24 protein-coding genes are annotated in these 23,719 nt (G+C 69.5%); 16 read left to right on the top strand and 8 right to left on the bottom strand.

The annotated features are described in order from the left end of the window. The first annotated feature begins 3 nt into the window (after positions 1-3). From ACSJDX_RS13485 to ACSJDX_RS13475, 3 genes are all read left to right on the top strand, one after another. Positions 4-402 (top strand): TraR/DksA family transcriptional regulator, encoded by a 399-nt coding sequence (locus ACSJDX_RS13485; protein ID WP_438353159.1) that lies wholly within the window; start codon positions 4-6, stop codon positions 400-402. Positions 403-448: 46 nt separating this feature from the next. Continuing rightward, complete coding sequence (locus ACSJDX_RS13480) at positions 449-844, top strand: YchJ family protein (RefSeq protein WP_438353158.1); 396 nt, start codon at positions 449-451, stop codon at positions 842-844. A gap of 72 nt (positions 845-916) precedes the next feature. Beyond that, the gene (locus ACSJDX_RS13475) at positions 917-1,690 is read left to right on the top strand and encodes an isocitrate lyase/PEP mutase family protein (RefSeq protein ID WP_438353157.1); all 774 of its coding nucleotides are present in this window, start codon (positions 917-919) and stop codon (positions 1,688-1,690) included. A gap of 40 nt (positions 1,691-1,730) precedes the next feature. Here the strand turns inward: ACSJDX_RS13475 and ACSJDX_RS13470 are convergent, their stop codons facing one another. After that, positions 1,731-2,579, bottom strand: a complete 849-nt coding sequence (locus tag ACSJDX_RS13470; protein ID WP_438353156.1) for a helix-turn-helix transcriptional regulator — start codon at positions 2,577-2,579, stop codon at positions 1,731-1,733. Positions 2,580-2,679: 100 nt separating this feature from the next. On the opposite strand from ACSJDX_RS13470, the gene ACSJDX_RS13465 reads away from it, so the two are divergent. The 4 genes from ACSJDX_RS13465 (at position 2,680) to ACSJDX_RS13450 (ending at position 5,722) form a co-directional block, all read left to right on the top strand. Further along, entirely contained in the window at positions 2,680-3,444 is a 765-nt protein-coding gene (locus ACSJDX_RS13465) for an SDR family NAD(P)-dependent oxidoreductase (protein WP_438353155.1), read from the top strand. A gap of 59 nt (positions 3,445-3,503) precedes the next feature. Next, positions 3,504-3,932, top strand: coding sequence for an EVE domain-containing protein (locus ACSJDX_RS13460; protein WP_438353154.1), 429 nt, complete (start codon positions 3,504-3,506; stop codon positions 3,930-3,932). A 31-nt stretch (positions 3,933-3,963) separates the two neighbouring features. Further along, the gene (locus tag ACSJDX_RS13455; protein WP_438353153.1) at positions 3,964-4,611 is read left to right on the top strand and encodes an NAD(P)H-binding protein; all 648 of its coding nucleotides are present in this window, start codon (positions 3,964-3,966) and stop codon (positions 4,609-4,611) included. A gap of 61 nt (positions 4,612-4,672) precedes the next feature. Then, a complete protein-coding gene (locus ACSJDX_RS13450; protein ID WP_438353152.1) occupies positions 4,673-5,722 on the top strand; it encodes a zinc-dependent alcohol dehydrogenase family protein in 1,050 nt (349 codons plus the stop codon). A gap of 12 nt (positions 5,723-5,734) precedes the next feature. Here ACSJDX_RS13450 and ACSJDX_RS13445 read toward each other — a convergent pair whose 3' ends face one another. The 3 genes from ACSJDX_RS13445 to ACSJDX_RS13435 form a co-directional block, all read right to left on the bottom strand. Next, positions 5,735-6,271: a hypothetical protein gene (locus ACSJDX_RS13445; RefSeq protein WP_438353151.1), complete on the bottom strand. Its 537-nt coding sequence runs from the start codon at positions 6,269-6,271 to the stop codon at positions 5,735-5,737. 3 nt (positions 6,272-6,274) lie between these two features. After that, positions 6,275-8,299, bottom strand: a complete 2,025-nt coding sequence (locus tag ACSJDX_RS13440) for a primary-amine oxidase (protein WP_438353150.1) — start codon at positions 8,297-8,299, stop codon at positions 6,275-6,277. A 64-nt stretch (positions 8,300-8,363) separates the two neighbouring features. Continuing rightward, on the bottom strand, positions 8,364-9,839 hold the full coding sequence (locus tag ACSJDX_RS13435; RefSeq protein WP_438353149.1) for an APC family permease: 1,476 nt from the start codon (positions 9,837-9,839) through the stop codon (positions 8,364-8,366). Positions 9,840-10,041: 202 nt separating this feature from the next. Here ACSJDX_RS13435 and ACSJDX_RS13430 point away from each other — a divergent pair, with 202 nt between their 5' ends. Beyond that, the gene (locus ACSJDX_RS13430) at positions 10,042-11,535 is read left to right on the top strand and encodes an APC family permease (RefSeq protein WP_438353148.1); all 1,494 of its coding nucleotides are present in this window, start codon (positions 10,042-10,044) and stop codon (positions 11,533-11,535) included. Next, complete coding sequence (locus ACSJDX_RS13425) at positions 11,528-12,232, top strand: helix-turn-helix domain-containing protein (RefSeq protein WP_438353147.1); 705 nt, start codon at positions 11,528-11,530, stop codon at positions 12,230-12,232. Before ACSJDX_RS13430 ends, ACSJDX_RS13425 begins: the two co-directional genes overlap by 8 nt. A gap of 7 nt (positions 12,233-12,239) precedes the next feature. Here ACSJDX_RS13425 and ACSJDX_RS13420 read toward each other — a convergent pair whose 3' ends face one another. After that, positions 12,240-12,848: an LON peptidase substrate-binding domain-containing protein gene (locus tag ACSJDX_RS13420; protein ID WP_438353146.1), complete on the bottom strand. Its 609-nt coding sequence runs from the start codon at positions 12,846-12,848 to the stop codon at positions 12,240-12,242. Positions 12,849-12,876: 28 nt separating this feature from the next. Between ACSJDX_RS13420 and ACSJDX_RS13415 the strand changes: the two genes are divergently transcribed. After that, positions 12,877-13,374, top strand: coding sequence for a DUF427 domain-containing protein (locus ACSJDX_RS13415; protein WP_438353145.1), 498 nt, complete (start codon positions 12,877-12,879; stop codon positions 13,372-13,374). A gap of 177 nt (positions 13,375-13,551) precedes the next feature. After that, on the top strand, positions 13,552-15,000 hold the full coding sequence (gene rpsA / locus ACSJDX_RS13410; RefSeq protein WP_438353144.1) for a 30S ribosomal protein S1: 1,449 nt from the start codon (positions 13,552-13,554) through the stop codon (positions 14,998-15,000). Between the two features lie 97 nt (positions 15,001-15,097). Here the strand turns inward: rpsA and ACSJDX_RS13405 are convergent, their stop codons facing one another. Together ACSJDX_RS13405 and ACSJDX_RS13400 are read right to left on the bottom strand one after the other, a co-directional pair. Beyond that, the gene (locus tag ACSJDX_RS13405; RefSeq protein WP_438353143.1) at positions 15,098-15,322 is read right to left on the bottom strand and encodes a hypothetical protein; all 225 of its coding nucleotides are present in this window, start codon (positions 15,320-15,322) and stop codon (positions 15,098-15,100) included. Then, on the bottom strand, positions 15,319-15,651 hold the full coding sequence (locus tag ACSJDX_RS13400; protein ID WP_438353142.1) for a TfoX/Sxy family protein: 333 nt from the start codon (positions 15,649-15,651) through the stop codon (positions 15,319-15,321). The genes ACSJDX_RS13405 and ACSJDX_RS13400 overlap by 4 nt, the downstream gene beginning before the upstream one ends. A gap of 362 nt (positions 15,652-16,013) precedes the next feature. Here ACSJDX_RS13400 and ACSJDX_RS13395 point away from each other — a divergent pair, with 362 nt between their 5' ends. From ACSJDX_RS13395 to ACSJDX_RS13385, 3 genes are read left to right on the top strand one after another with little or no spacing between them, the layout of a single operon-like run. Next, the gene (locus ACSJDX_RS13395) at positions 16,014-17,057 is read left to right on the top strand and encodes a CBASS cGAMP-activated phospholipase (protein ID WP_438353141.1); all 1,044 of its coding nucleotides are present in this window, start codon (positions 16,014-16,016) and stop codon (positions 17,055-17,057) included. Next, complete coding sequence (locus tag ACSJDX_RS13390; RefSeq protein ID WP_438353140.1) at positions 17,057-18,049, top strand: SMODS domain-containing nucleotidyltransferase; 993 nt, start codon at positions 17,057-17,059, stop codon at positions 18,047-18,049. The genes ACSJDX_RS13395 and ACSJDX_RS13390 overlap by 1 nt, the downstream gene beginning before the upstream one ends. Continuing rightward, positions 17,932-19,821 carry a ThiF family adenylyltransferase gene (locus tag ACSJDX_RS13385; RefSeq protein ID WP_438353139.1) on the top strand — a complete coding sequence of 630 codons (1,890 nt, stop codon included), beginning with the start codon at positions 17,932-17,934 and terminating at the stop codon, positions 19,819-19,821. Before ACSJDX_RS13390 ends, ACSJDX_RS13385 begins: the two co-directional genes overlap by 118 nt. Positions 19,822-20,095: 274 nt before the next feature. Here ACSJDX_RS13385 and ACSJDX_RS13380 read toward each other — a convergent pair whose 3' ends face one another. Then, complete coding sequence (locus ACSJDX_RS13380; RefSeq protein WP_273205625.1) at positions 20,096-20,407, bottom strand: hypothetical protein; 312 nt, start codon at positions 20,405-20,407, stop codon at positions 20,096-20,098. A 341-nt stretch (positions 20,408-20,748) separates the two neighbouring features. Between ACSJDX_RS13380 and ACSJDX_RS13375 the strand changes: the two genes are divergently transcribed. Together ACSJDX_RS13375 and ACSJDX_RS13370 are read left to right on the top strand one after the other, a co-directional pair. Continuing rightward, entirely contained in the window at positions 20,749-21,492 is a 744-nt protein-coding gene (locus tag ACSJDX_RS13375) for a TnsA-like heteromeric transposase endonuclease subunit (protein ID WP_438353138.1), read from the top strand. Beyond that, a complete protein-coding gene (locus ACSJDX_RS13370; RefSeq protein ID WP_438353137.1) occupies positions 21,489-23,642 on the top strand; it encodes a helix-turn-helix domain-containing protein in 2,154 nt (717 codons plus the stop codon). Before ACSJDX_RS13375 ends, ACSJDX_RS13370 begins: the two co-directional genes overlap by 4 nt. The last annotated feature ends 77 nt before the right edge of the window (positions 23,643-23,719 follow it).

The raw sequence follows: 23,719 nt of genomic DNA, 5'->3' as shown, positions 1-23,719 counted from the left end.
CGCATGGACGACGTCGCAGGCGGGGACGGCGGGCGCGAGGGCGTCGGCATCGGCGCACCCGAGGCCCGCGCGCTGCTCGGAGCGCGGCGGAACGAGATCACACAGGCGCTCGCCGCCGCGGGGGAGCAGCTGGACGGCATCCGCGCGGCGCGGGGCGACGCAGACGCCGACGACGAGCACGACCCCGAGGGGCCGACGCTGTCGTCGGAGTGGTCGCGGGTGGAGGGGCTGCGCAGCGACACCCGGGCCGAGCTCGCCGAGCTCACCGCCGCCGAAGAACGCCTCGTCGCGGGGGAGTACGGCGTCTGCACCGACTGCGGTGCGCCCATCCCGGCCGCGCGCCTGCGCATCCGACCCGCGACGCGCTGGTGCGTGCCGTGCGCGTCGCGCCGCGGACGATGATCCGGCCGCGGCCGGCACCTACGCTGAGGTGACCCCCAGGAGGAGCATGTTCCCGCGCGTCCGCGACACCGACCCGTGCCCGTGCGGCTCGGGTGGCACCTACGACGGATGCTGCGCCCCCGCGCACCGCGGAGAGCCCGCGACGACGCCCGAGGCGCTGATGCGGAGCCGCTACGCCGCGTTCGTCGTGGGCGACGCCGCGTATCTGCGGGAGACCTGGCATCCCGGCACGCGTCCGGAGACGATCGATCCGGATGCCGCGGTGCGCTGGCGCGGACTCGAGATAGTCGACGTCGAGCGCGGTGGCCCGGGGGACCGGCGCGGCGTCGTGGAGTTCCGGGCGCGATGGCGCGAGGCGGGTCGCGACGGAGAGCTGCACGAGCGCAGCCGCTTCGTCCGTCAGAGCGACCGGTGGTGGTACCTCGACGGCGAGGTCCGGTAGCCGATCCCCGCGCGTCGCGCAAGAGAACGACGCATCCGCCCGGAGGCTGCGCGGCCGCGCTAGCGTCGGAGCATGACCACTTCGCAGGACAGAGCCCAGACCCTCGCGGCGCTGCACGCCGCGCCCGAGATCCTCCGTGTCGTGAACATCTGGGACGTCGTATCGGCCCAGGCCGTCGCGGCGCTCCCCGAGACGAAGGCCCTCGCCACCGCCGGGCATTCGATCGCCTCCAGCCACGGCTTCGCCGACGGCACCATCCCGCTCGACCTCATGCTCGCCACGATCGAGCGCATCACCGCCTCGACGGACCTCCCGGTGACCACCGACCTCGACGACGGCTACGGCGACCCGGGAGAGACCGTGCGCCGGGCGATCGGCGTCGGTTCGGTGGGCGCGAACATCGAGGACCGCCTCAAGCCGCTCGCGGAATCCGTCGCCGTCGTCGAGGCGATCGTCGCCGCGGGCCAGGCCGAGGGAGTGCCTTTCGTGCTCAACGCCCGCACCGACGCCTTCGTGCGCGGCGGAGATCGTCCCGCCGAGGACTCGCTCGCCGACGCGATCGAGCGCGGTCGCGCGTATCTCGCGGCAGGGGCGAACCTGGTCTTCGTCCCGGGGATCCTCGACGCCGACACCACCCGTGCCCTGGTCGAGGGCATCGGCGAGCGCAAGGTGAGCGTCATCGGCCTGCCCGGTGCGCTCACCGCCACCGAGTACGAGGCGCTGGGCGTCGCGCGCATCTCCTACGGTCCGCTGCCCCAGCGGGTCGCGCTCACCGCGCTGCAGGACCTCGCGATCGACCTCTACGCCGACGGCGTCATCCCCGCCACGACCCGCGCGCTGAACTAGCGTCTACTGATCGTCGACGACGACCGCGGGCCGGCTTCGTTCAGCCCGCGGTCGTCGCGAACGACTGGAGCCCGATCACCGAGATGAGGGCGAGCTTCTCGGCATCCGCCGTCCCCGGCTTCGCGGTGAACACCAGCAGCCGCTGGCCGGTCTCGGTGTCGAGCAGCGTCTGGCAGTCGAGGGTCAGCTCGCCGACCTCGCTGTGCACGAAGCGCTTCGTCGCGGGGTGCTTCTCGGTCACCTCGTGATCGGCCCACCGCGCCGCGAACGCGGGGCTCGTCGACAGCAGCGCCCGTACCAGCTCTCCGGCCCGGGAGGTCGCGCCCTGTCGGGTGTAGGCGGCCCGGAGCTCCGCGACGAAGGTCCGCTCCCGCTCGTCGTGATCGGCCGCGGCGTACACGTCGCGCGACGCGGGCTCGGTGAACCAGCGGTACACCGTGCTGCGCGCGAGTCCCTCGCGGCCGCTCAGATCCCCCAGCAGCGCCTTGGCGGGTCCGGTCTGCAGCAGGGTCTCGCCGAGCTCGCTCACCACCTGCGCGGGGGTGTCGTGCAGCCGATCGAGGATGCGCAGCATGCCCGGGGACACGTGACCGTCGACGAGCGCCCGATCGGGCGCCGGGTGACCGGCCAGCCGATAGAGATGGTCGCGTTCGGCCAGATCGAGGTGCAGCGCCCGGGCGAGCGCGGCGAGCATCTGCGTCGATGGCTGCGGCCCGCGCCCCTGCTCGAGACGGTTGAGGTAGTCGGTCGACATCGTCGCCGCCTGCGCCACCTCCTCGCGCCGGAGGCCGGGCGTGCGGCGCCGCGGACCGCGCGACAGCCCCACGTCCTCGGGCTGCAGCGCCTCGCGCCGCATCCGGAGGAACTGTGCGAGCTGCTCCCGATCCATGCCTCCATGCTCGCTCGCCCGGAGGGGCACAGCAAGGGACCGGCGATCCCCCGATGAGCGCAGCCTGGTTGACAGTCGTCGCGGCGCCGAAGGTGGAACCATGACAGATTCACGCATCGTCCTCATCACCGGCGGATCCCGCGGACTCGGCCGGGCCGCCGCCCTCGCCCTCGCTGATGCCGGGGACGACATCGTCCTGACGTATCGGAGTGACGCGGATGCTGCGGCATCCGTCGTCGCCGATGTCACCGCGCGCGGGCGTCGAGCCGTCGCGCTGCCCCTGGACACCACAGCCCCCGCCACCTTCGACGACTTCGCCCGCACGCTGAGCGACACGGTGCGCGAGACGTGGGGACGCGACCGGATCGACGTGCTCGTCAACAACGCCGGGTACTCGGGCGACACGGTGCTCGGATCGATCGAGCTCGCCGAGATCGAGCGCCTGGTGGCCGTGCATTTCACCGGCGTCGTGATGCTCACCCAGGCACTCCTCGACCGGGTCGCCGACGGCGGGCGCATCCTGAACGTCTCGTCGGGGCTCACGCGGAACCCTGCCAACCCCGCCTACTCGGTGTACGCCGCGATGAAGGCGGCGATCGAGACGTGGACCCTGTACACCGCGAAGCAGCTGGGACCCCGTGGCATCGCGGTCAACGTCATCGCCCCGGGCGCCACCGCGACCGACTTCGGCGGCGGCGCGGTGCGCGACGACGACACGTATCGGGGCTTCGTGCTGCCGACGGTGGCGATGGGCCGCGTCGGCGAGGCGGAGGACATCGGCGACGCGATCGCCGGGATCCTCGACCCGCGCATGGCGTGGGTCACCGGGCAGCGCATCGAGGCCTCCGGGGGCCAGCGGCTCTGATCCCGGGCTGCGCGTCGCGCCGGGCCGGGATGTCCCCGGCCCGGCGTACGCTCGCGCGCATGACGAACTGGGTCAACACCGTGAGCCGCAACCACGTGGAGCGCGCCGTCGCGGGCGGATTCACCCAGGCCAACCACGGCAAACCGCACATGCTGAAACGGATGCGGCGCGGCGACGGCCTCGTGTTCTACTCGCCCCGCACCGCCTACCCCGACGGTGCGCCGCTGCAGGCGTTCACGGCCCTCGGCTACGTCGCCGACGACGAGCCGTACCCGGCCGAGGCGGCGCCCGGCGTGGAGCACTGGCGCCGGGCGATGCGGTTCCTCGAGGTGGAGGAGGCGCCCATCCGGCCTCTGATCGAGGATCTCGCCTTCATCCCCGACAAGTCGCGGTGGGGGTACCGGTTCCGCATCGGGGTGTTCGAGATCTCCGACGCCGACTTCGCCCTGATCGCCGACGCCCTGCACGCGCGCGACGCAACCCCCTGACGCGGTGGCGTCGGTCGGCGAGACTGGACGTATGAGCTCGCGCATCCTCGTCATCGGCGGTCACGGCAAGATCGCCCTCCTCCTCGCCCCTCTCCTGATCACCCGCGGCGACACCGTCACGGCCGTGATCCGCAACCCCGACCACGAGGCCGATGTCACCGCCACCGGGGCGCAGGCCGTGGTCGCCGACGTCGAGGCCCTCGACGAGGCCGGACTCACCGACCTGATCGCCGGGCACGACGCCGTCGTGTGGTCGGCGGGCGCCGGCGGCGGCAGCCCCGCCCGCACGTACGCCGTCGACCGCGATGCCGCGATCCGGTCGATGGATGCTGCGCTCGCCGCCGGTGTGCCGCGCTACGTGATGGTGTCGTACTTCGGATCCGCTCCCGACCACGGGGTGCCGGAGGAATCGTCGTTCTTCGCCTACGCCGAGGCGAAGGCCGCCGCCGACGAGCACCTGCGCGCGAGCGCGCTGCGGTGGACGGTGCTGGGGCCGAGCACGCTGACGTTCGACCCGCCCTCCGGACGGATCGACGCCGAGGCCATGGAGAGCGGATCGGTGAGCCGGGCCGACGTCGCGGCGGTGGTCGCGGCATCCCTCGCCGACGATTCCACCGTCGGGCGCACCATCCGGTTCAACGCGGGCGAGACCCTCATCGCCGAGGCGCTGCGGGCCTGACCGTCCTCCGTCGCCCGCGGCATTCGGCCGGCGCATACCGTCCGCGCGTAGGCTCGGAGTCATGCTCGCCACCGTCATCCACGCCGCCCGTGACATCCGCGTCGAAGAGGTCCCCGATCCCGTCCTGTCCACGGGAGGCGACGCCATCGTGCGCGTCGTCGCCGCGTGCGTCTGCGGTTCGGATCTCTGGCCGTACCGCGGCGTCACGCCCACCGCCCGTCCGCACCGCATCGGGCACGAGTTCGTCGGCGTGGTCGAGGAGGTCGGTCCCGACGTGGCCGACGTGCACGTGGGGGACTTCGTGATCGCGCCGTTCTACGTGTGCGACGGCACCTGCGTCAACTGCCGCAACGGGGTCAGCACGTCGTGCCTGCAGGGCGGATGGTGGGGGAGCGACGACAAGGTCGGCGGCTTCGCGGACGGCGGCCAGGGCGCCCGCGTCCGCGTCCCGCTCGCCGACGGCACACTGGCGGTCGTGCAGGGTCCTGTGCTCGATGAGGAGATCCCGGGACTGCTCACCCTCAGCGACGTGATGGGCACCGGCCACCACGCCGCCGTCTCGGCGGGCGTGCAGCCGGGGGAGTCCGTCGCGGTGGTCGGCGACGGCGCCGTGGGCCTGTGCGCGATCATCGCCGCGAAGCGGCTGGGTGCCACCACGATCATCGCGATGTCGCGGCATCCGCACCGTCAGGAGCTGGCGCGACGCTTCGGAGCGACGCACATCGTGGAGGAGCGCGGGAGCGAGGGCGTGGCTCGCGTGCAGGAACTGACCGACGGCATCGGCGCCGACCGGGTGCTGGAGTGCGTGGGTACGAAGGAGTCGATGGACCAGGCGCTGCGCTCGACACGCCCCGGTGGCATGGTCGGCTATGTCGGCGCGCCCAACGGCGGTCCCGAGCTGCCGATCCGCGCGATGTTCGGCCGCAACGTCGGCGTCAACGGCGGTGTCGCTCCCGTGCGCGGCTACATCGAAGACCTGTTGCCCGACGTGCGCTCCGGGGCGATCGAGCCGGGCCTCGTGTTCGACCTCGAGCTGCCGCTCACCGAGGCCGCCGAGGCGTACGCCGCGATGGACGAGCGCCGCGCCACCAAGGTGCTGCTGCGCCCCTGAGGCGCCTCGTGCTCAGCCGATGAGCGCGAGCGCCATCACCGACGTGGAGACCGCCATCCCCACGTACTGCACCCGGTCGAGCGTGCCATGCGCCCGGGTGACGGCGTACGCCGACACCACGGCGTAGGCGGCGGCACCGGCCAGCAGGAGCACGTGCAGAGCCGCGCTCGACACGCCGTGCGGGTGCGCCCCGGCGGTGCCCGACCCCGCCGCCATCGCGAGGAGCAGGGCTGCCATCGCCACCATGCCGGTCGCCGTGTGCACCGACATCAGCAGTGCGCCGGGGAGGGCGCCGGGTCGCGCGGCCGCGCACGCGGGGCGCCGGCGGGCACCGCGCACCGCGGCGAGCGCCATCGCCCCTCCCAGGAGCACCGCCGCCCACCACACCGGCGCGATCCGCGGCGCCGGGGACGCGGCATCCATCATCGCCAGCAGCATCAGGACGGATGCCGCCAGCTCGGGGACGCGCACCCGCCGTCGTCGTGCTGCCAGGCAGCACGTTCCGACGGCGGCGGGCGCGAGCGCCCACGCATGCAGGAGCTCGGTCACGACTCAGTGCGCGGCGTGGTCGTCGTGGTGACCGTGACCCGTGTGCTCGGCGTGCGCGTGGTCTCCGTGCCCGCCCGGTGCGCAGTGGTCCATCGCCGGCGCCGGCACGTTGAGCACGGGACTGCGGTCGAAGAAGTTGTACGGCTTGAGCGTGAACTTCGCGTAGTCCATCGGCATGACCGGCCAGTCCTCGTTGCGCGGGAAGTGCGTCAGCCCGAACGTGTGCCACAGCACGACGTCTTCGCCGATGAGCGGCTCGTCGCCGGCGATGAAGGCGGGGATGCCGCCACCGCCCGGGTGCTGATTGACGAAGTCGCCGGCCGCGTACCGCTCGCTCGGGTCGTACTTCGTGACGAACAGGTTCTTCGTCGCGAACGCGGCGCGCGACGCGATCGACGAGGCGTCGTCGGCGAGGAGCGTGGGAGTCTCGGTGGGGAACAGCACGTACGAGGTGGGCTGCCCCATCGCGGTGGTCGCCTCGGTCGACGCGATCTGCCAGACGCGGTTGCGCGCGCCGTCGGCGACGCGCCCGCTCACCGCCTCCGACACGATCGGGGTCACCTGCTTCGTGAACGCGTTGCCGGCGGGATTGCCGGGCGAGATCGGCAGCCGCACGGCGTCGATCTCGTTCACGACGTTCGCCACCCCGTCGACCGTCATGTCCAGGCGCGCCGAGAAGAGGTGCTGGTGGTACGGCGCGCCCAGCCCGGGTGCCACCTCCGACGCGTAGGGGTAGGGGGACCCGTCCTCCTGCAGGCCGGGGTAGGCGGACGTGAACAGGATGCCGGTGAGCTTCGCCTCGCACTCGATCGTGCCGTCGAGATACAGGTACCAGTAGAAGCCGTAGTCGTAGTTGCCGACCGTGGTGAAGAAGGAGATCACGAGACGCCGCGATCGGCGCACTTCGGAGGCGCCGGTGAAGATGTCGGTGTGCTTCCACAGGGTGCCGAAGTCCTCCTCGTGCATGCACACGCCGTTGCGGACCGTGCGCGGCATCCCGAGCTCGTCGGCGAGGACCGCATCGAAGTAGCGGATCTCTCCGACGCAGTCGCACCCGAGGGAGAGCTCGTTCGTGTAGCGGCCGAACAGGTACTCACCGGTGTCGAAGTAGTTCTGCCAGAACCGGTTGGGCGCCGGGTCGGCGTAGGGGACGACCATCTCGCTGATCGACCCGCGGTACATCACCGGGCGTCCGGCGAACGACAGCTGTCGCAGCACGAGACCCTCGCGGGTGTCGAACCCGATCCGCAGGTCCCACTGCCCCCATGTGACCCGCTCCCCGTCGACCGCGAAGCTCGCGCCCTCCGGCTGCGTGATGACGATCGGCGTCAGGCCCTCGAGCGGAGCGCCCTGCAGCTCGGGGTCGTCGTAGTTGCCGCTCGTGGCCGGGATGTCGAAGCCCGGCGTGTCGACGATCTCCAGCACCGATCGTGCCGCGGTGTCGATGTAGGCGGTCAGCCCGTCCACCGGGTGCGCCCACGGGTGGTCGGCGGGGTGGTCCTGGCGGAACGCGAAGGTGCGCAGGATGCGCCGGCCCTCCTCCTGCGGGTAGCCGTAGTGTCCCGCCGACAGTGGGACGAGCACGACGTCGTCGATGGTGAGGCCGCGCGCCGCGAGTGCCGCCACCCAGCCGGCGTCGGCATTGGCGATGAGGCCGACCTCCTCGAACTCCGCGTCGAGGATCGGCAGCTGCCCCTGCGACCCGTCGAGCACCGTCGTGGACACGACCGCTCCGGCGTCGATCGACACGATCGCGTCGATCGACAGGCTCGTGGCCATGTCGAGCAGCTGCACCCGCGCCCGCCGCTCCGGACGAGGACCGCCGGTCGCCTCCCACACCAGGACCTCGCTCTTGGTCGGCTCCTCGAGCCCGACGTAGGCGAACCGCAGCGTGGTCGTCGCCTCCGGCAGTGACAGCACGATGGTGCGGATCGCGGCGATCTCGGCGGCGGTGAGCGAGGACAGCGGGTGCTGCGGCGCGGGCGGGACGGCGTATCCGGCGACGGACTGGATGTCGGTGATGCTCATGGTTCTCCTTGCGGGCGGGTCGGATGGGGGAGGGGACGAGGATGCCGCGTGGTCGCGGCATCCGTCATCCGGCGATCGTGTCGGTGAGCTTGGCGTAGGCGGCGGGCCGGCGCGCGCGGATCCAGCGCGCCTGCAGGTAGCCGATGACCGGGAAGACGACGACCAGGGCGATGAGCAGCCAGCTCACGGTGCCGAAGACCGGGGTTCCGGCGGCGTCGACGTCGCCGACCATGATCGGGAAGTACGCCACGATGAGCACCGCCGACACGATGAGGCCGAGGAAGCCCAGCGCAGGGGCCAGCACCGTGTTCCAGATCCGCCGGTCCTTCTTCGTCCTCAGGAAGTACACGATGACGGCGACGGAGGTGACGGCCATGAGGATCGCGATCGCGAGCGTCGCGACGCCGGCGAACCATGTGAACACCTGCAGCACGGGGTCGAGCTGGAAGAGCGCGAACACGGCGATCAGCACGGCAGCGGTGACGGTCTGCACGATCGACGAGATGTGCGGCGAGAGGTGGCGGGCGTGCACGGCGCCGACCTTCTCGGGCAGCACCCCGGCGTTGGACATCGAGTGCTGGTACCGGGTGATGACGTTGTGGAACGACAGCACGCAGGCGAACATCGAGGTGATCAGCAGCACGTTGACCGTCACCTCGCCGGCGACGCCCAGGTAGGCCGACATCGTGCGCAGGATGAGGGTCCCGGGGTCCGCGGCCGCCTCGTCGAGGATGTGGTCCGGGCCCCAGGCCATCACCAGGCCCCACGACGCGAGGGTGTAGAACACGCCGATCCCGATGACGGCGGCGTACGTCGCGCGGGGGATCGTGCGGTGCGGCTCCTTGGCCTCGTCCCGGAAGATGGCGGTCGCCTCGAACCCGATGAACGCGGCGATCGCGAACATGAGGCCCACACCCGGAGAACCGCTGACGATCTGTGCGGGCTCGAACGGCGCGAGGCTGAGCCCCTGCGCCCCGCCGGAGATCATGACGGCGGCCACCATGAGGAGCACGATCCCCACCTCGGCGATGAGGAGGACGCCGAGCACCTTGCTGGACAGGTCGATGTGCCGGAATCCGAGCACTCCCACGAGGGCGATCGTGGCGAGCGAGTAGAGCCACCAGGCGACGTCGGGCCCGCCCAGCGATGTCACGGTGACACTCATGATGTAGCCGACGTATCCGTAGACCGACACCTGGATGGTCGTGTACGCGAGCATCGCGATCCACGCGGCGGCCAGGCCCGTGGAGCGGCCGAGGCCGTAGCCGACGTAGGTGAAGAACGCGCCGGGCTTGGGCACGTGACGGGTCATCGCCGCCAGACCCACGGCGAACAGCAGCAGGATCACGGCGCTGATCGCGTACAGGGCGGGGAAGCCGACGCCGTTGCCGAGCAGGATGCCCAGGGGGGCGGCGCCGCCGACGACGGTGAGCGGGGATGCCGCGGCCACGACCATGAAGACGATCGCGGTCACGCCGAGCGAGCCGTGCAGCGTCCGCTTCGCGGACGCCTCGACTCCCGGGGATTCGAGCTGGGTCATGAGAGCTCCTTCGAAGAGCGGGACGGTGGCGGGGTGGGGCGATGAGCCGAGCATCGCGCGCGCCGGTTGCGTCACCGTCTCGCCCGGATGAAACCCTGCGCACGTCGAACGGGATGGGCGGCGGTGGGTGTCTCATTCGACCGACACCTGCGCGAAACACGCGGGAGACCGGGGTGTGACGACCCTCGGATACCGTCACGGGATGACCGCACTCGACCGCGCGATCGCCCGTCCCGAGCCGGTGCGAGAGTTCGGGGCGCGCTCGCCGCTGGACGGGCTCCACCGTCGGAGTGTCGGGTTCGCCGACGTGCTGGCGCAGTCGGTCGCCGCCGTCGCCCCCTCGGCCGCCGCGACCACCGTCATCCTGCTCGTGGCGGGGGTCGCGGGCGGGGCGACCCTGCCGGCCGTCGTCGTGGCCGCCGTCCTGGCGTTCGCGGTGGCGCGCACCGTGAACCAGTTCGCCCGGCGCATGGTCGCGAGCGGATCGCTCTACACCTACACAGCACAGGGGCTCGGCCCCGTCGCCGGGCTCTCCGCGGGCGCCGCCCTGCTGATCGGCTACGGGTTCATCTCGGTCTTCGCGCTGCTCGGCGGGGCGCACTACGTCACGATCGTGCTGCAGCACCTCATGCCGGGGATAGCGACACCCGCCGTGACGACTCTCCTGCTGGTGGGTGAAGCGGCGGTCCTGGCGGTCGTGCTCGTCCGCGGCATCCGGCTGTCCGCCCGGGTCGCCTTCCTCGTCGAACTGGCCTCGGTCGTCATCGTCGTCGCGCTGCTGGTGGTGCTGCTGGTGCGGATCGGTCCGCTCGACCCGACCGCGTTCGTGCCGCCGCCGTTCTCCCTGGCCGCCGTCGCCGCCGGGGCCGTCCTCGCCCTGACGGCGTTCGTCGGGTTCGAGAGTGCGGCGACCCTCGGCGTCGAGGCCCGTTCCCCGCTGCGCAACGTGCCCCGGGCGATCGTCGGCACGGTGCTGGTGACCGGCGCGCTCTACCTCCTGGCCGCCTATACGCAGGTGGCCGGTTTCCACGCGCTCGGGATCGATCTGTGGGCGTCGTCGTCGCCGGTGAACACCCTCGCGACGGCGTACGGACTGGACGGCTGGGGCGTGATCGTCGACCTCGGGATCGCAGCGTCGTTCCTCGCGTGCGCGATCGCCTCGACGACCGCGCTCACCCGTGTGCTGTTCGCGATGGGTCGTGACGCTGTCGCTCCGTCGTGGTTCGGGCGCGTGCACGCGCGCCACCGCACTCCGATCGCGGCCATCGCCGTCGCGGTGCCGGCCGTCACGGTCGTGCCCGTCGGCCTGGTCGCCGCCGGCGCGAGCGCGTGGCAGGCGATGGAGGGCGTGATCGTGATCTCGGCGGCCGGCTACATCACGGCGTACGCGCTCGTGTGCGTCGCCGCCCCGGTCTTCCTGCGGCGCATCGGCGAACTCACCGCGGCGGCGGCGGTGTGGGCGGCGGCGGCGGCGGTCGCGCTCGTCGGCGGACTGATCGTCTATCTCGTGGTGGAGGCGCAGGCCGGCAATCCGGGCGTCTGGGGAAGCCTCGCGGTCTGCGCGCTGGCCTTCGGCGTCGTCGTGTGGCGCGCCCGACGCGGGGCGCGCTCACTCGACGGGATGGGGTCGTACGACGAGCCCACCGCGTCGCAGGTGCTCGGCGGCATCGCGCGCGGCCAGGGGAGAGATGCCTGAGGCGGGGCACGCCGGTCCGTCGCTCACCGCGCGGCAGCCGCGCGCGATCCAGTCCGCCCTGACGGTGCTCGAGGCCGTCGCGGAGATCGGCGCCGGGGCCACCGCACGGGAGATCTCGGAGGTGCTCGGGCTGCCCCGGGCCACGGCTTATCGGCTCCTGAACATCCTCGTGCAGGACGAGTACCTCGTGCGCACCCCCGACCTGGCGGGGTTCGCGCTGGGGGCCAAGGTGGTCCACCTCGCCGCGGCGGCCGCGCCCGTCCGCCTGCCGACCGCGGCACGCACCGTGATCGCCGAGGCGCGGGCCGCTGTCCGCGGCGGAGTGCACGTGCTGCTCTTCCCCGAGGGGCGGCTCGCCCTCGCCGACGTCGATCCCGACTTCCCCTTCTCCGACGAGGTGCGCCTCGCTCGCGAACCCGAGCGGTTCGCACTCGGGCGTCTGCTCATCGTCGAACGCGGGGATGCGGGCGCGATCACGGAGGCCGCGGCATCCGATCTCCTCGCGTTCGGGGCGACACGGCAGATCGGCGAGCTCGTGCCCGGATACGGATGCCTCGCCGTGCCCATCCGCGACGCGGCGGGTCGGCTCGCGGGCGCGGTCGGCTTCTCCGGTCCGCGGCACCGCGTGGAGGAGCCGAGAGGGGTCGTCTCGGTGCTCGCACCTGCCGCCGCGCGGCTCTCACCGCTGCTGACCTGATCGTCCCTCAGGGCGCCGTGAGTCCGGGCTCCGCCTCGAGCGTCAGGTCGATGAGCGTGGCGAGCAGCCCGCCGAGGCTGGTCGAGCGCAGCAGCGTGAGCTGGTCGAGTTCGCCCAGCGGCGAGATCGCCGCGAGCTGCCAGCACGCCTCGACCGGGTCGTCGGACAGCTCCACGGCGGGATCCCACGCGAAGTCGGTGAACTCGCTCGCCCGCGCGAGCACACGGCGCACGGTGCGGTCGGCCTCGGCACGCAGCGGTTCGAGGTCGTCGTTCCAGACCAGCGCCTCCACGGGTCGGACGAGCGCGCGCGGGTAGGGATCGTCGGGCAGCCACTCCACGACGCGGATGCGGTCGGCCCCGCGCGCGACGACGTTGACGTCCTCCCGCCCCGCCGCCACGTGCGTCACGCGCGCCAGGGTTCCGATCCCGAACCGCTCGTCGCCGCCGCCCGCCTCGGAGCCGCGCTCGATCAGGACGACCCCGAACGACGGCTCCTCGTCGTCGAGCACGCGCCCGAGCATGATCCGGTAGCGCTCCTCGAAGATGCGCAGAGGCAGCGGCATGTAGGGGAACAGCACCGATCCGAGCGGGAACATCGCGGTCGCGGCTTCCATCCACCCAGTCTGCGCGAGAATGGAGACCATGAGGCGACCGATCCCGGATCCCGTCGGCCCCGGTCAGGAGTCGGTGTGGGACTACCCGCGTCCCCCCGCGGTCGAGCCGGTCGATCGTCGCGTCGTGATCGAGTTCGCCGGCGAGACGATCGTCGACACCCGCGACGTGGTGCGGGTGCTCGAGACCAGCCACCCTCCGGTGTACTACCTGCCGCGCGCGGCCTTCGCCCCGGGGACGCTGGCGGATGCCTCGGGCTCGTCGTGGTGCGAGTTCAAGGGTCGGGCGGCCTACTTCGATGTCGTCGTGGGCGAGCGCGTCGCCGGCGGAGTGGCCTGGACGTACCCCGAGCCCTCACCCGGGTACGGACTGCTGCGCGACCGGGTGGCGCTGTACGCGGCGCCGATGGACCGGGTGACGCTCGACGGCGAGGTGGTCGTGCCGCAGCCCGGCGGCTTCTACGGCGGGTGGGTGACGGCCGAGATCGTGGGCCCGTTCAAGGGCGGTCCGGGCTCCGCGGGCTGGTGACCACTTTCTGATACCCTGGACTGTCACTCGTGTGGCTCGTTCCGCACGCCCAGGCGACTGGTCTCGTGACATCGCACGTCGAACAACATCCACCCGGCTCCGGCCCACCGATCCGCACGCATGCGCGCGGATCGGCCGGAACCCCGACATCCCAACCCAACAAGGACAACCCACTACATGACTATCGCAACGACCGCCCCGGCCACCAAGCAGGTCGCCATCAACGACATCGGATCTGCTGAGGACTTCCTGGCCGCGGTCGAGAAGACGCTGAAGTTCTTCAACGACGGAGACCTCATCGAGGGCACCGTGGTGAAGATCGACCGCGACGAGGTGCTCCTCGACGTCGGTTACAAGACCGAGGGCGTCATCCCCTCGCGCGAGCTCTCCATCAAGCACGACGTCGACCCGAACGAGGTCGTCAAGGTCGGCGACCCGGTCGAGGCCCTGGTTCTCCAGAAGGAGGACAAGGAAGGCCGTCTCATCCTGTCGAAGAAGCGCGCGCAGTACGAGCGCGCGTGGGGCGACGTGGAGAAGATCAAGGAGAACGACGGCGTCGTCACCGGTTCCGTCATCGAGGTCGTCAAGGGTGGCCTCATCGTCGACATCGGCCTGCGCGGCTTCCTGCCTGCCTCGCTCATCGAGCTGCGCCGTGTCCGCGACCTGACGCCGTACCTCGGCCAGGAGATCGAGGCCAAGATCCTCGAGCTCGACAAGAACCGCAACAACGTCGTGCTCTCGCGCCGCGCTCTGCTCGAGCAGACGCAGTCCGAGTCGCGCACCACGTTCCTCAACAACCTGCACAAGGGCCAGGTCCGCAAGGGCACGGTCTCGTCGATCGTCAACTTCGGCGCGTTCGTCGACCTGGGCGGCGTGGACGGCCTCGTGCACGTCTCCGAGCTGTCCTGGAAGCACATCGAGCACGCCTCCGAGGTCGTCGAGGTGGGCCAGGAGGTCACCGTCGAGATCCTCGAGGTCGACCTCGACCGCGAGCGCGTGTCGCTCTCGCTCAAGGCGACGCAGGAAGACCCGTGGCAGGTGTTCGCCCGCACGCACGCGATCGGCCAGGTCGCGCCCGGAAAGGTCACCAAGCTCGTTCCGTTCGGTGCGTTCGTGCGCGTCGCGGACGGCATCGAGGGCCTCGTGCACATCTCCGAGCTGTCGGGCAAGCACGTCGAGCTCGCCGAGCAGGTCGTGTCGGTCGGCGAAGAGGTCTTCGTCAAGATCATCGACATCGACCTCGAGCGTCGCCGCATCTCGCTGTCGCTCAAGCAGGCCAACGAGTCGGTCGACCCCAACGGCACCGAGTTCGACCCGGCGCTGTACGGCATGACGACGGAGTACGACGAGAACGGCGAGTACAAGTACCCCGAGGGCTTCGACCCCGAGACCAACGCCTGGAAGGAAGGCTCGGACGAGGCCCGCGAGAAGTGGGAGCAGGAGTACGCCGCCGCCCAGGGTCGCTGGGAGGCGCACAAGGCCGCCGTCGCCAAGGCGCTCGAGGCCGAGGCCAACGCCCCCGTCGAGACCGGCTCGTCGTCGTTCTCCTCGGAGAGCACCGGCGCCGGCACGCTCGCCGACGACGAGGCGCTCGCGGCACTCCGCGAGAAGCTCTCGGGTCGCTGATCCGCCGAGCTCAGGGCTGATCGGCTTCTGATCGCACGATGGGCCGGAACCTTCGGGTTCCGGCCCATCGTCGTCCGCGGGCGAGCGGATGCCGCGCTCAGCGTCGCGCGCGCGTGGTGACGCCGACGTGCTGCTCCAGCCTGGACGACAGATCGGATGCCGCGTCCCGCACGCCGCGCACCCGGTCGACGACCGCGCGCGACAGCATCCCTTCGGCAGGGGACCACTCCCCGACGACCACCGCGCCTTTCGCGCGCCGCAGGTCGCCGCGCGGGTGGTCGGGGGAGAGGCACGCGGGGGAGGAGCCCGCGAACGCGCTCACTCCTCGGCGCTCGCGTGGTGGTCCAGTGCCTCGTCGAGCCAGAACGACAGCCCATCGTCGTCGGCGACGCCGGCGGGTGACACCAGGATCCAGCCGGTCCCGAGCTCCTTCGCGCCCATGCGCATGCGCCCGGCGTCGGCACGCGCGGCGAGCTCGGCGTCGCGCTCCGGCGAGACCCGCACGAGCAGGCCGTCGCCGCGGTCGACGCACACGAGCATGCGGTCGTCGAGCATGAACGCGAGCCCTCCGAACATGCGCACCTCGCGGACGCGCGGTGCGGGCAGGGCCTCGCGCACGCGCACCGCGAGCGGGTGATCGGCGGCGACCATCAGGACGCCGCCGGGCGGGTGTCGAGGGCTGCCGAGGGTGCCATGGTCCTCCGTTCGCGCTCACCGTAGCGCGTGTAGGTTCTCGGCGAAGATGGCGGATTCTCGGATGAAGTGGCGGACAAGTGGCGGATCCGTCATGTTCTTGCGAACGACGTCTGTAGACGGACGCGAGGCGCCGCAGGTACGGTCCTCGATTGGCCCCGCAGATTCCACGATGTCTTTCGAGCGATTCGCGAATTTCGCAATGTCCTGAGGACGACGGTCCGGTCGCCTGGTTCTCATAGACCGACTGAGTGTCGGTGGAACGGCGTATCCTAATTACACGTATGTAATTCCGCCAACACCACGCCGGGGGTGACGAGATGACTGATGGCTCTATGCCCGCGGATGCGGCTGGGCGTGGGGCTGACGTGGCGTGGGCCGGTCGCCTGCACGTCCTCGCCTTGGATGGTGGCGGCGCGAAGGCGTTGTTCACTGCCCACGTGCTGGCCCAACTCGAGGAGGACCTCGGTGTTGTTATTGCGGACTCGTTCGACCTGATCGCCGGCACGTCTGCGGGTGGAATCATCGCGCTCGCGCTGGGCGCCGGGCTTCGTCCCGCGGAGATCGTGGAGCACTACGAGGTGCTCATCGAACAGGTCTTCCCGCATTCGCGTCGCAGTGTGTGGCGTCGTCCGCGCCAGCTGTTCCGACCGGTGTACGACGCCGACGCGCTGCGCACCGCGCTGGCCGGAGTGTTCGGCGATCTTCGTGTCGGCGACAGCGGGAAGCGTCTGGTGGTGCCGTCGTGGGATGTTCAGCGGGGGGGCGTGCACGTCTTCAAGACGCCGCATCATGATCGACTCCGACGCGATTGGCGGACGTCGATGGTGGATGCCGCGAACGCCACGGCCGCGGCCCCGCTGTACTTCCCGGCCGCACGGGTTGGTGGTCTGCGTCTGATCGATGGGGGCGTGTGGGCGAACAACCCATCGGTGGTGGCGATTGCGGAGGCGACGAGCATGCTCGGCGCGTCGATCGGCAACGTGCGTGTTCTCAACATCGGCACGATGGAGCCGGATACCTCACATGGCAAGCATCTCGACGATGCTGGTCTGCTCGGGTGGGCGAAGCCGGCCGCGTCGATGATCCTGAACGCGAGCAGCCGGGGCGGTCAAGGGATCGCCGAACACCTCGTCGGCAAGCAGAACTACGTACGCTTCGACGCCCCGACTCCGAGGGGTGCGTTCGCGCTTGATGCGGTGGACCGCGAGGACGTGGTCGGGTTGGCGGCGTCGGCCAGCCGGATTCTCAGCCCGACGTACCAGGCGCAATTCGCCGCGCACCGTGCCGCGGCTTACACACCTGCTTTCTCGATCCCTACCCGAACGGGATCGACATCCGAGAATCGACCGGAGGCCCACTGATGCAGCTCGCGGACCATTTCGATGTCCTTCTGAAGGACACCGTCAACCTCAGCCAGTTCAAGCTGGAAACTCTCGAGACGAGGGTGGACGCGATCTACGCGGCGCTCACGGCGGATGCCACGATCGGGGCGATGATTTCAGGAAAGACCCCGCAGGGATCGTGGGCACATCGCACGATCATCCAGCCCCAGAAGGGGAAGGTGTTCGACGCCGACTTTATGCTCGACATGGAAGAGAACCCGGACTGGTCGACCAGCCCGAAGACGTACATCGACGAGGTCTACTACGCCCTGAAGCGGCATCCGACATACGGGCAGATGCCCCTTACCCGGAAATGCCGTTGCGTGCGGGTCTCGTACGCGAACGACATGCACGTGGACATCGTTCCGCACGTCATCCTCTCCGGTTGGCGTGAGGTGATTGTGAACCGCGACGAGAACATCTGGGAAGACACGAACCCGCAGGGTTTTACGGACTGGATGAAGAAACAGGACCAGATCGCCGGCGGAAACCTCCGCCGCGTCATCCGCCTCATCAAGTTCCTCCGTGATCACAAGAACTCCTTCACCGGTACCAGGTCGATCCTTCTGACCACGCTGCTGGGAGAGCGCGTCAGCGAGCTCAGCAAGATGATCGACCCGTCCTGCTACAGCAACCTCCTCACCGCGCTGCGCACCATCGTCACGGATCTTGACGAGTGGCTTCAGGCTCGACCGAACCGGCCGTCGATCGCTGACCCGTCGGGATCCGGAGTGACCTTCGATCACCGGTGGTCCGACGAGACCTACTCGTACTTCCGGGACCGCATCCACGTCCACGCGGCCGAGATCGAGGACGCCTACGCCGAGCCGGATAAGGACCGCAGCGTTCAGAAGTGGCAGGCGCTGTTCGGCGATGGCTTCAAGGCGCCCGCCGGCAGCGGCCCTGCGAAGTTCGCCCCGGCCGCCCCGGCGAAGGAGACCACGACGGGGAGGTCGGGGCGCGCGGGATGACCAAGCGGAAGCAGCCTGCCTTCGCGCCCTGGCAGGTGAACCAACTGCAGGAGCTACGGGCAGTCTCGAGAACGCGCGCTCGCGAGCTTCGGTGCGGCGCGGCGAGCGAGGGACCAGAGGGTGACGCCTGCGTTCCGATCGAGCTGAACACAGACACGATCGAGCACGTCGCGGGTGGGTTGGAGCTGCACCGCTGGGAGCCCTTCGTGCTGCGCATCCCGGCCAGCCCCCTCCACCCGCCGACCGTGGAAGTCACCCATACCCGCTTCCTCGGGTTCCCGCACGTGTTGCAGGGGCTTCGACTGTGCATCTACCTGGACCCGTCCCGCGAGTGGCACCCACAGAGCGGGGTCAGCGCCACACTGAACCGGCTCTGGGGCTGGCTCGTCGAGGCCGCCGCGGCACGATTCGATCCGTCCACGGCCATGTACCACGCCGTCGGCGGGGTGCTGCACCGCACGCCGGGCACACCGACCGTCGTGACCCGCGAGGATCTCCCGGCGCTGCGCGTGACGACCGCGACGCTGCACCGACGAACCGACGCACGGTTCGATCTCACCTGGCGTGACCGCGGCGAGGTGATCGTGCCGGTGGTGCGACTGTTCTCTGACCTGCCGTTCGGGGCGACCGAGTCGTTGGTGCCGTTGCTGTACCTGATTGACCACCCGACCGCCGACGTCGCGACACCCCGCGCGTTCGGACCGGTGCGCCGCCATGCCCCGCTCGTTCCGGCATTCACGACAATGCTGATCGCCGCCGCTCTTCGCAGCCCCGCGGGCTCGCCTCAGTACTTCGTCCTCGCCGTCCCACACGGTGCGGGCGGGCCACCGCATCTGCTCTGCGGTCGGCTCACCCCCGCTGTCGCGAACGCGCTGCGCACAGTCGGCCGCAAGCGAGGAACGGCCTTGGACCTGAATCCCACCCTCCTCGACGTCGAGGTGCCGATCGAATGGTGCAACATGTCCGATGAACGAGAAGCCGTCACTACGCGCCGCGACGTGGACCGTCCCGTCAACGGGTTCGCAGGAAAGTCCGTGCACGTGTGGGGTTGTGGGGGCCTCGGATCCTGGATCGCCGAGTTCGTCGTCCGTGCGGGCGCACGAGAGATCACGATCTGCGACCCGGGAGTCGTGACCGGGGGGTTGCTGGTGCGGCAGAACTACACCGAGACGAGCATCGGCGAGACAAAGGCACGAGCACTCGCCACGCGGCTGCGGTCGCTTCGTGACGACATCGTCGTCCATGTCGCCGACGGCGCGATCCCCGATGACCTCGTAGCCGTGCTTGGTGCGGACATCATCATCGACGCGACGGTGAGCAACGCCGTGACGAGCGTCCTTGATGCCACCGCAGATGTGGCGGAGCGTCGCGCAGTGATCGTCCAGGTCGCCACCGATGTCGCGTCCGGCACACTCGGGCTGGTCACGATCTGCCCTCCGCGCAGCGCGTCGCCGTCGACCATAGACAACCGGGCGGGCCAGGTCGTGGGAGCTGATCCGGATCTCGAGCTGTACCACGGACTGTGGCAGGAACCTCTCGCCGGAGATGAGATCGTCCCTACTCGTGGATGCTCGGTGCCGACCTTCCACGGTTCTGCCGCTGACCTCGCCGCGGTGGCAGGTGTGGCGACCAGTCTGCTCGGTGCGCACCTCGCAGCGAGCACGCCGATCGCCGGGGCGCACTTGATCGCGTTGCCACACGCCGCGTCTGGACCTCGACACCACTTCGTTTCGCTGACCGGAACGGACCTCAGCACGGGCGTCGCCGCGTAACGAGAGAGCGGACGCGCAAGTTGCGCGGCGCTCGAGCCGTCCCCGACGACGCGCAGACGAGGTCCCAGTCTGCACTGTCGCTTCGGCGGAATGACGATGTCACAGCAGCTGCCGTTGGTTCGTTCTCGAGTTTGAAGCGACGGTGAGAAGAAGTCGCCTCCGGTTGACGGATCTCTCTTGTCGGACATCCATCTGCAGCGATCGCACGGGCGACGTTTGCGCGGGGGTGGATGATTAGCGCCAGAGGACGGGGGACGGCGGGGTCGCCGGACGCTTACGAGGCAGCGCGCTCCGTCGTCGCCTGTCGATCGGCGGCGTAGCGTCGTGCCGCTTCCCACCAGTAGTTGTCGCGGATCCGGTAGAGCAGGGTCCGCTCCCTCGGAACGCGGCCGACAAATTCGAGGAAGTGTGCGTCGCGGAGCTTGTGGATCAGTGGGTGAACGATGCTCCCCAGCAGTCCGGTCGCTTCGACGATCTGCTTGGGTGAGAAGGTTTCGCCTTCGAGTGCGGCGATCTCGATGACGACGGCGTTCATGTAGCTGTTGCCGAAGAACAGGCGGGACTCCTCCGGTGCGATCGGCTCCACTATCGTCATGCCCCGAGTTTCGCATAGGTCGCCGACGCCCGGCACCTACGCGAAGGTGATTCGGAGGCATTCTCCTTCCGGTGTTGTCTACCTGACCTACACAACTTGACTCCGCCGGATTCGAGCGTACAGTGAATGTGACATTCACTGAAACGTACGTCACGTACTACGTAAACGGGTTGGCCACAAGAGCCATTCGGTACGACGTGACTTACGTAATTGCGTGGGATTCGTTCATGGATGGTTGCGTCAACGGGCCTCCAGGATGGCCGTATGTTCACAGATCGGCCTCCCGCAAGCGGCAGTTCGGGTGAAGTCCCGCGGCGGAGAGTCGGCGGCTTGTGACGGGGCCGGAGGCGACCATCCGGATCCGCAGGTCCGATCATCGCGTCGACGTCAGCGATCTGCGCGATGTTCGTCTTCGTCAGTTCGACACGGCGGTGCCGTGGCGGGAGTTTCGCTGGTATCGCAAACAACGGCACTTCTCTGGCTCCTACTGGTCGGCTACGATGGAGGCGCCGGTCGGATACGAGTCGCGACTCGAGTACGTGAACCTCCTATTGGCGGACTTCGATCCGCGGGTGGTGTGGATCCTCTCGCAGCCATTCCTGGTCGACGGCGATGACCGAGGCACCACGCGGAGGCACGTCCCGGACTACCTGATCATTCACGCGGATGACTCGGCGTGCGTGGTCGACGTGAAGCCTGCCGAGAAACTGTCGCGACCGAAGGTTCGCGACTCCTTGGCCTGGTCCCGGCGTGTCATCGAGGGGCACGGCTGGGAATACCGGGTGCAATCCGAACCCGACCCCGTGGTGCTAGCCAACGTGCAGTTCCTCGGAGGTTACCGGCGTCGATTCCAGTTTCCGGACGCCGAGGTTGCCGCTGCGACCGAGGTTCTCCGCACTCCCCTCACCCTAGGAGAGGCGGTGCGAGTCGTGGCTCCTATTGAGGGTGATAGCAGGTTCGCGCGTTCCCTGGTCTTGCATCTGCTGTGGATGCGGCGCCTGAACACCGACCTGACTCGGCCCCTGTCGACGACCAGCCTTTTGACGTCAGCTTCCAGAGAGGACCCGTCGGGATGAAGAACACATGGATGGTTGCCCCGGGCGCACAGCTCGTCTACGACGGCGAGATGTGCACTGTCGCGGAAATCGGGGATGGAGCGGTCATCGTCCGCACCGCGGATGGGACTACTCGCCGGCTGCGGATGCTCGACGTGCTGCGGCCTGCTTCCGAGGGTGGTACCGCGCACGTCCCGGGGAGACTTCCCGATGACGAAGAGTCGCAGCCGTTGATGCTGGTCTGGTCGGATGCGACCGACTCCGCCCACGCGGCCGCCCATGAGCGCGCCGATCATGTCCGCGAGGTGCTTACCGGGTACAAATCGGGAAGTCGAGAGATCGCCCGAGAGGGAGAACCGCGATTCGAGTTCCACCCACAACGTTCATTGGGAGAACGGCAGACCGCGAAGGCCAAGGAGCTCGGCATCGGGACGCGGACGCTGGAACGCTGGGTATCTCGCTACCGCGACACCGGCGAAGCAGGCCTGATCGACACCCGCAGGTCTCGGACGGGAGCGGCGCTGACGAACTTCGATCCGCGCTGGGTCGACGCCGCCCGGACCGTGATCGATGAACAGGGCAATCAGTCCAAGGTGCAAAAGAAGATCATCCTTGCCCGCATCGCCGCCCGCGTCGAGCGCGTCCACGGACCCGATGTCGTGACGCTTCCATCGACTGCAAGCGGCTACCGGGCATTGGACGAGCTCTCTCGAGGGCGAGCAACGTTCTCCGGGTCAACGAAAGCCAAACGGTCAATAGCGAACCGGCCACCCGCGCCTTACGGCCGCCTGACGGCGACCCGCCCGGGAGAGTTCGTCCTTCTGGACACCACACCGCTGAACGTGTTCGCCGTCGCACCGGTCACCGGAAAGTGGGTGTGCGCGGACCTCACCGTCGCGATCGACCTCTACTCCAGATGCATCCTCGGACTGAGACTCACGCCGGGATCCACGAAGTCCATCGACGTGTCCGGCGTCCTGGCCGAAGCGATGCAGCCGTTCGAGATCCCGAAGAGCTGGGGCACGCCAGCTCGTTGGCCGTACCACGGGCTCCCCGATGCGGTGCTCGTCGATCCCGCCCGCACCGATGTTGCCCGGTTCACTCGGGCGGGCATCCTGCCGGAAACGATCGTGATAGATCACGGCCGCCCGTTCCTGTCCGAACACGTCACCACGGCATGCGCTCGACTAGGGATCTCGATCCAGCCCGCTCGCATCTACCAGCCGACCGACAAGAGCCCCGTCGAACGGTTCTTCCGCACCCTCGACTCCCTGTTGCAGGAGCTCCCTGGCTATAAGGGCGCTGATGTGTCCGGTCGTGGCGACGACGTCGAGGCCGAGGCGGTGTATACCGTCCCGCAGTTGGAGCAGATCGTCCGCGAGTGGATCGCGACGGTCTATCACCTCCGGCCGCACGATTCCCTCGTCGACCCTGGGCTGCCCGGCGTGAAGATGAGCCCCGCGCAACGGTACGACCAAGGCCTCGCCGTGGCGGGGACGATGCGGATGCCGACCGACCGGAACGTGCTCCTGGAACTGTTGCCGGTCGTGAAGCGGCAGTTCAATCACTACGGGGTGGAGATCCACAAGCTCCGCTACACCGGCGACTCGGTCGCGAAGTACCGCAACCGTGCACGGTCGATCCACCGCGACAAAGGCACGGAATGGCCGTTCGTGGTGAATCCGGACGACCTCACCAAGATCTACTTCCACGACCCGGAGGATCACACCTGGCACACCCTCGAGTGGGAGCATAAGGGCAGCTTCGACACCCCGTTCAGCTTGGACGCCTTGGAGTACGCGAAGAAGATCGCCGTTCGCCAGGGTCGGCCCTCACAGGTCGACGATGTCGCGGCGCAGTTGCTGGAGGACTGGGGAGCCGGGCGCGGGTTGACCCCATCAGAGCGGCGGATGAGTGCCCGCATGGCCGCCCAGCTGAATGAGCGGGAGCCCGACCCGGACGGGGTGTGGTCGCTGCGCACGGTCCAGCGCCTCCTTGACGCCGAACTGTCGAGCTCCTCTGATCTCGCCACTGAGCTCATCGGCCCTGTGCAGGACCCCGGTCGTCGGGTCGCTTCGCCGGACACCGGCGACGACGACGATGAGGACGACATCGACGAACCCAGCATCCGTGGGGACCATCACTTCGAGCCGATGGAGAAGCTCCGATGACGTCGCCAAGTGCGCAAACGCAGCCGCCGCCCCGTCAGCGCAGCCTGTCCACCTACGAGGGTTGGACGGACTTCGCT

This window comes from Microbacterium fluminis, assembly GCF_051549805.1.
Lineage (GTDB): Bacteria > Actinomycetota > Actinomycetes > Actinomycetales > Microbacteriaceae > Microbacterium.
This window is presented reverse-complemented; position numbering and strand designations above follow the sequence as displayed.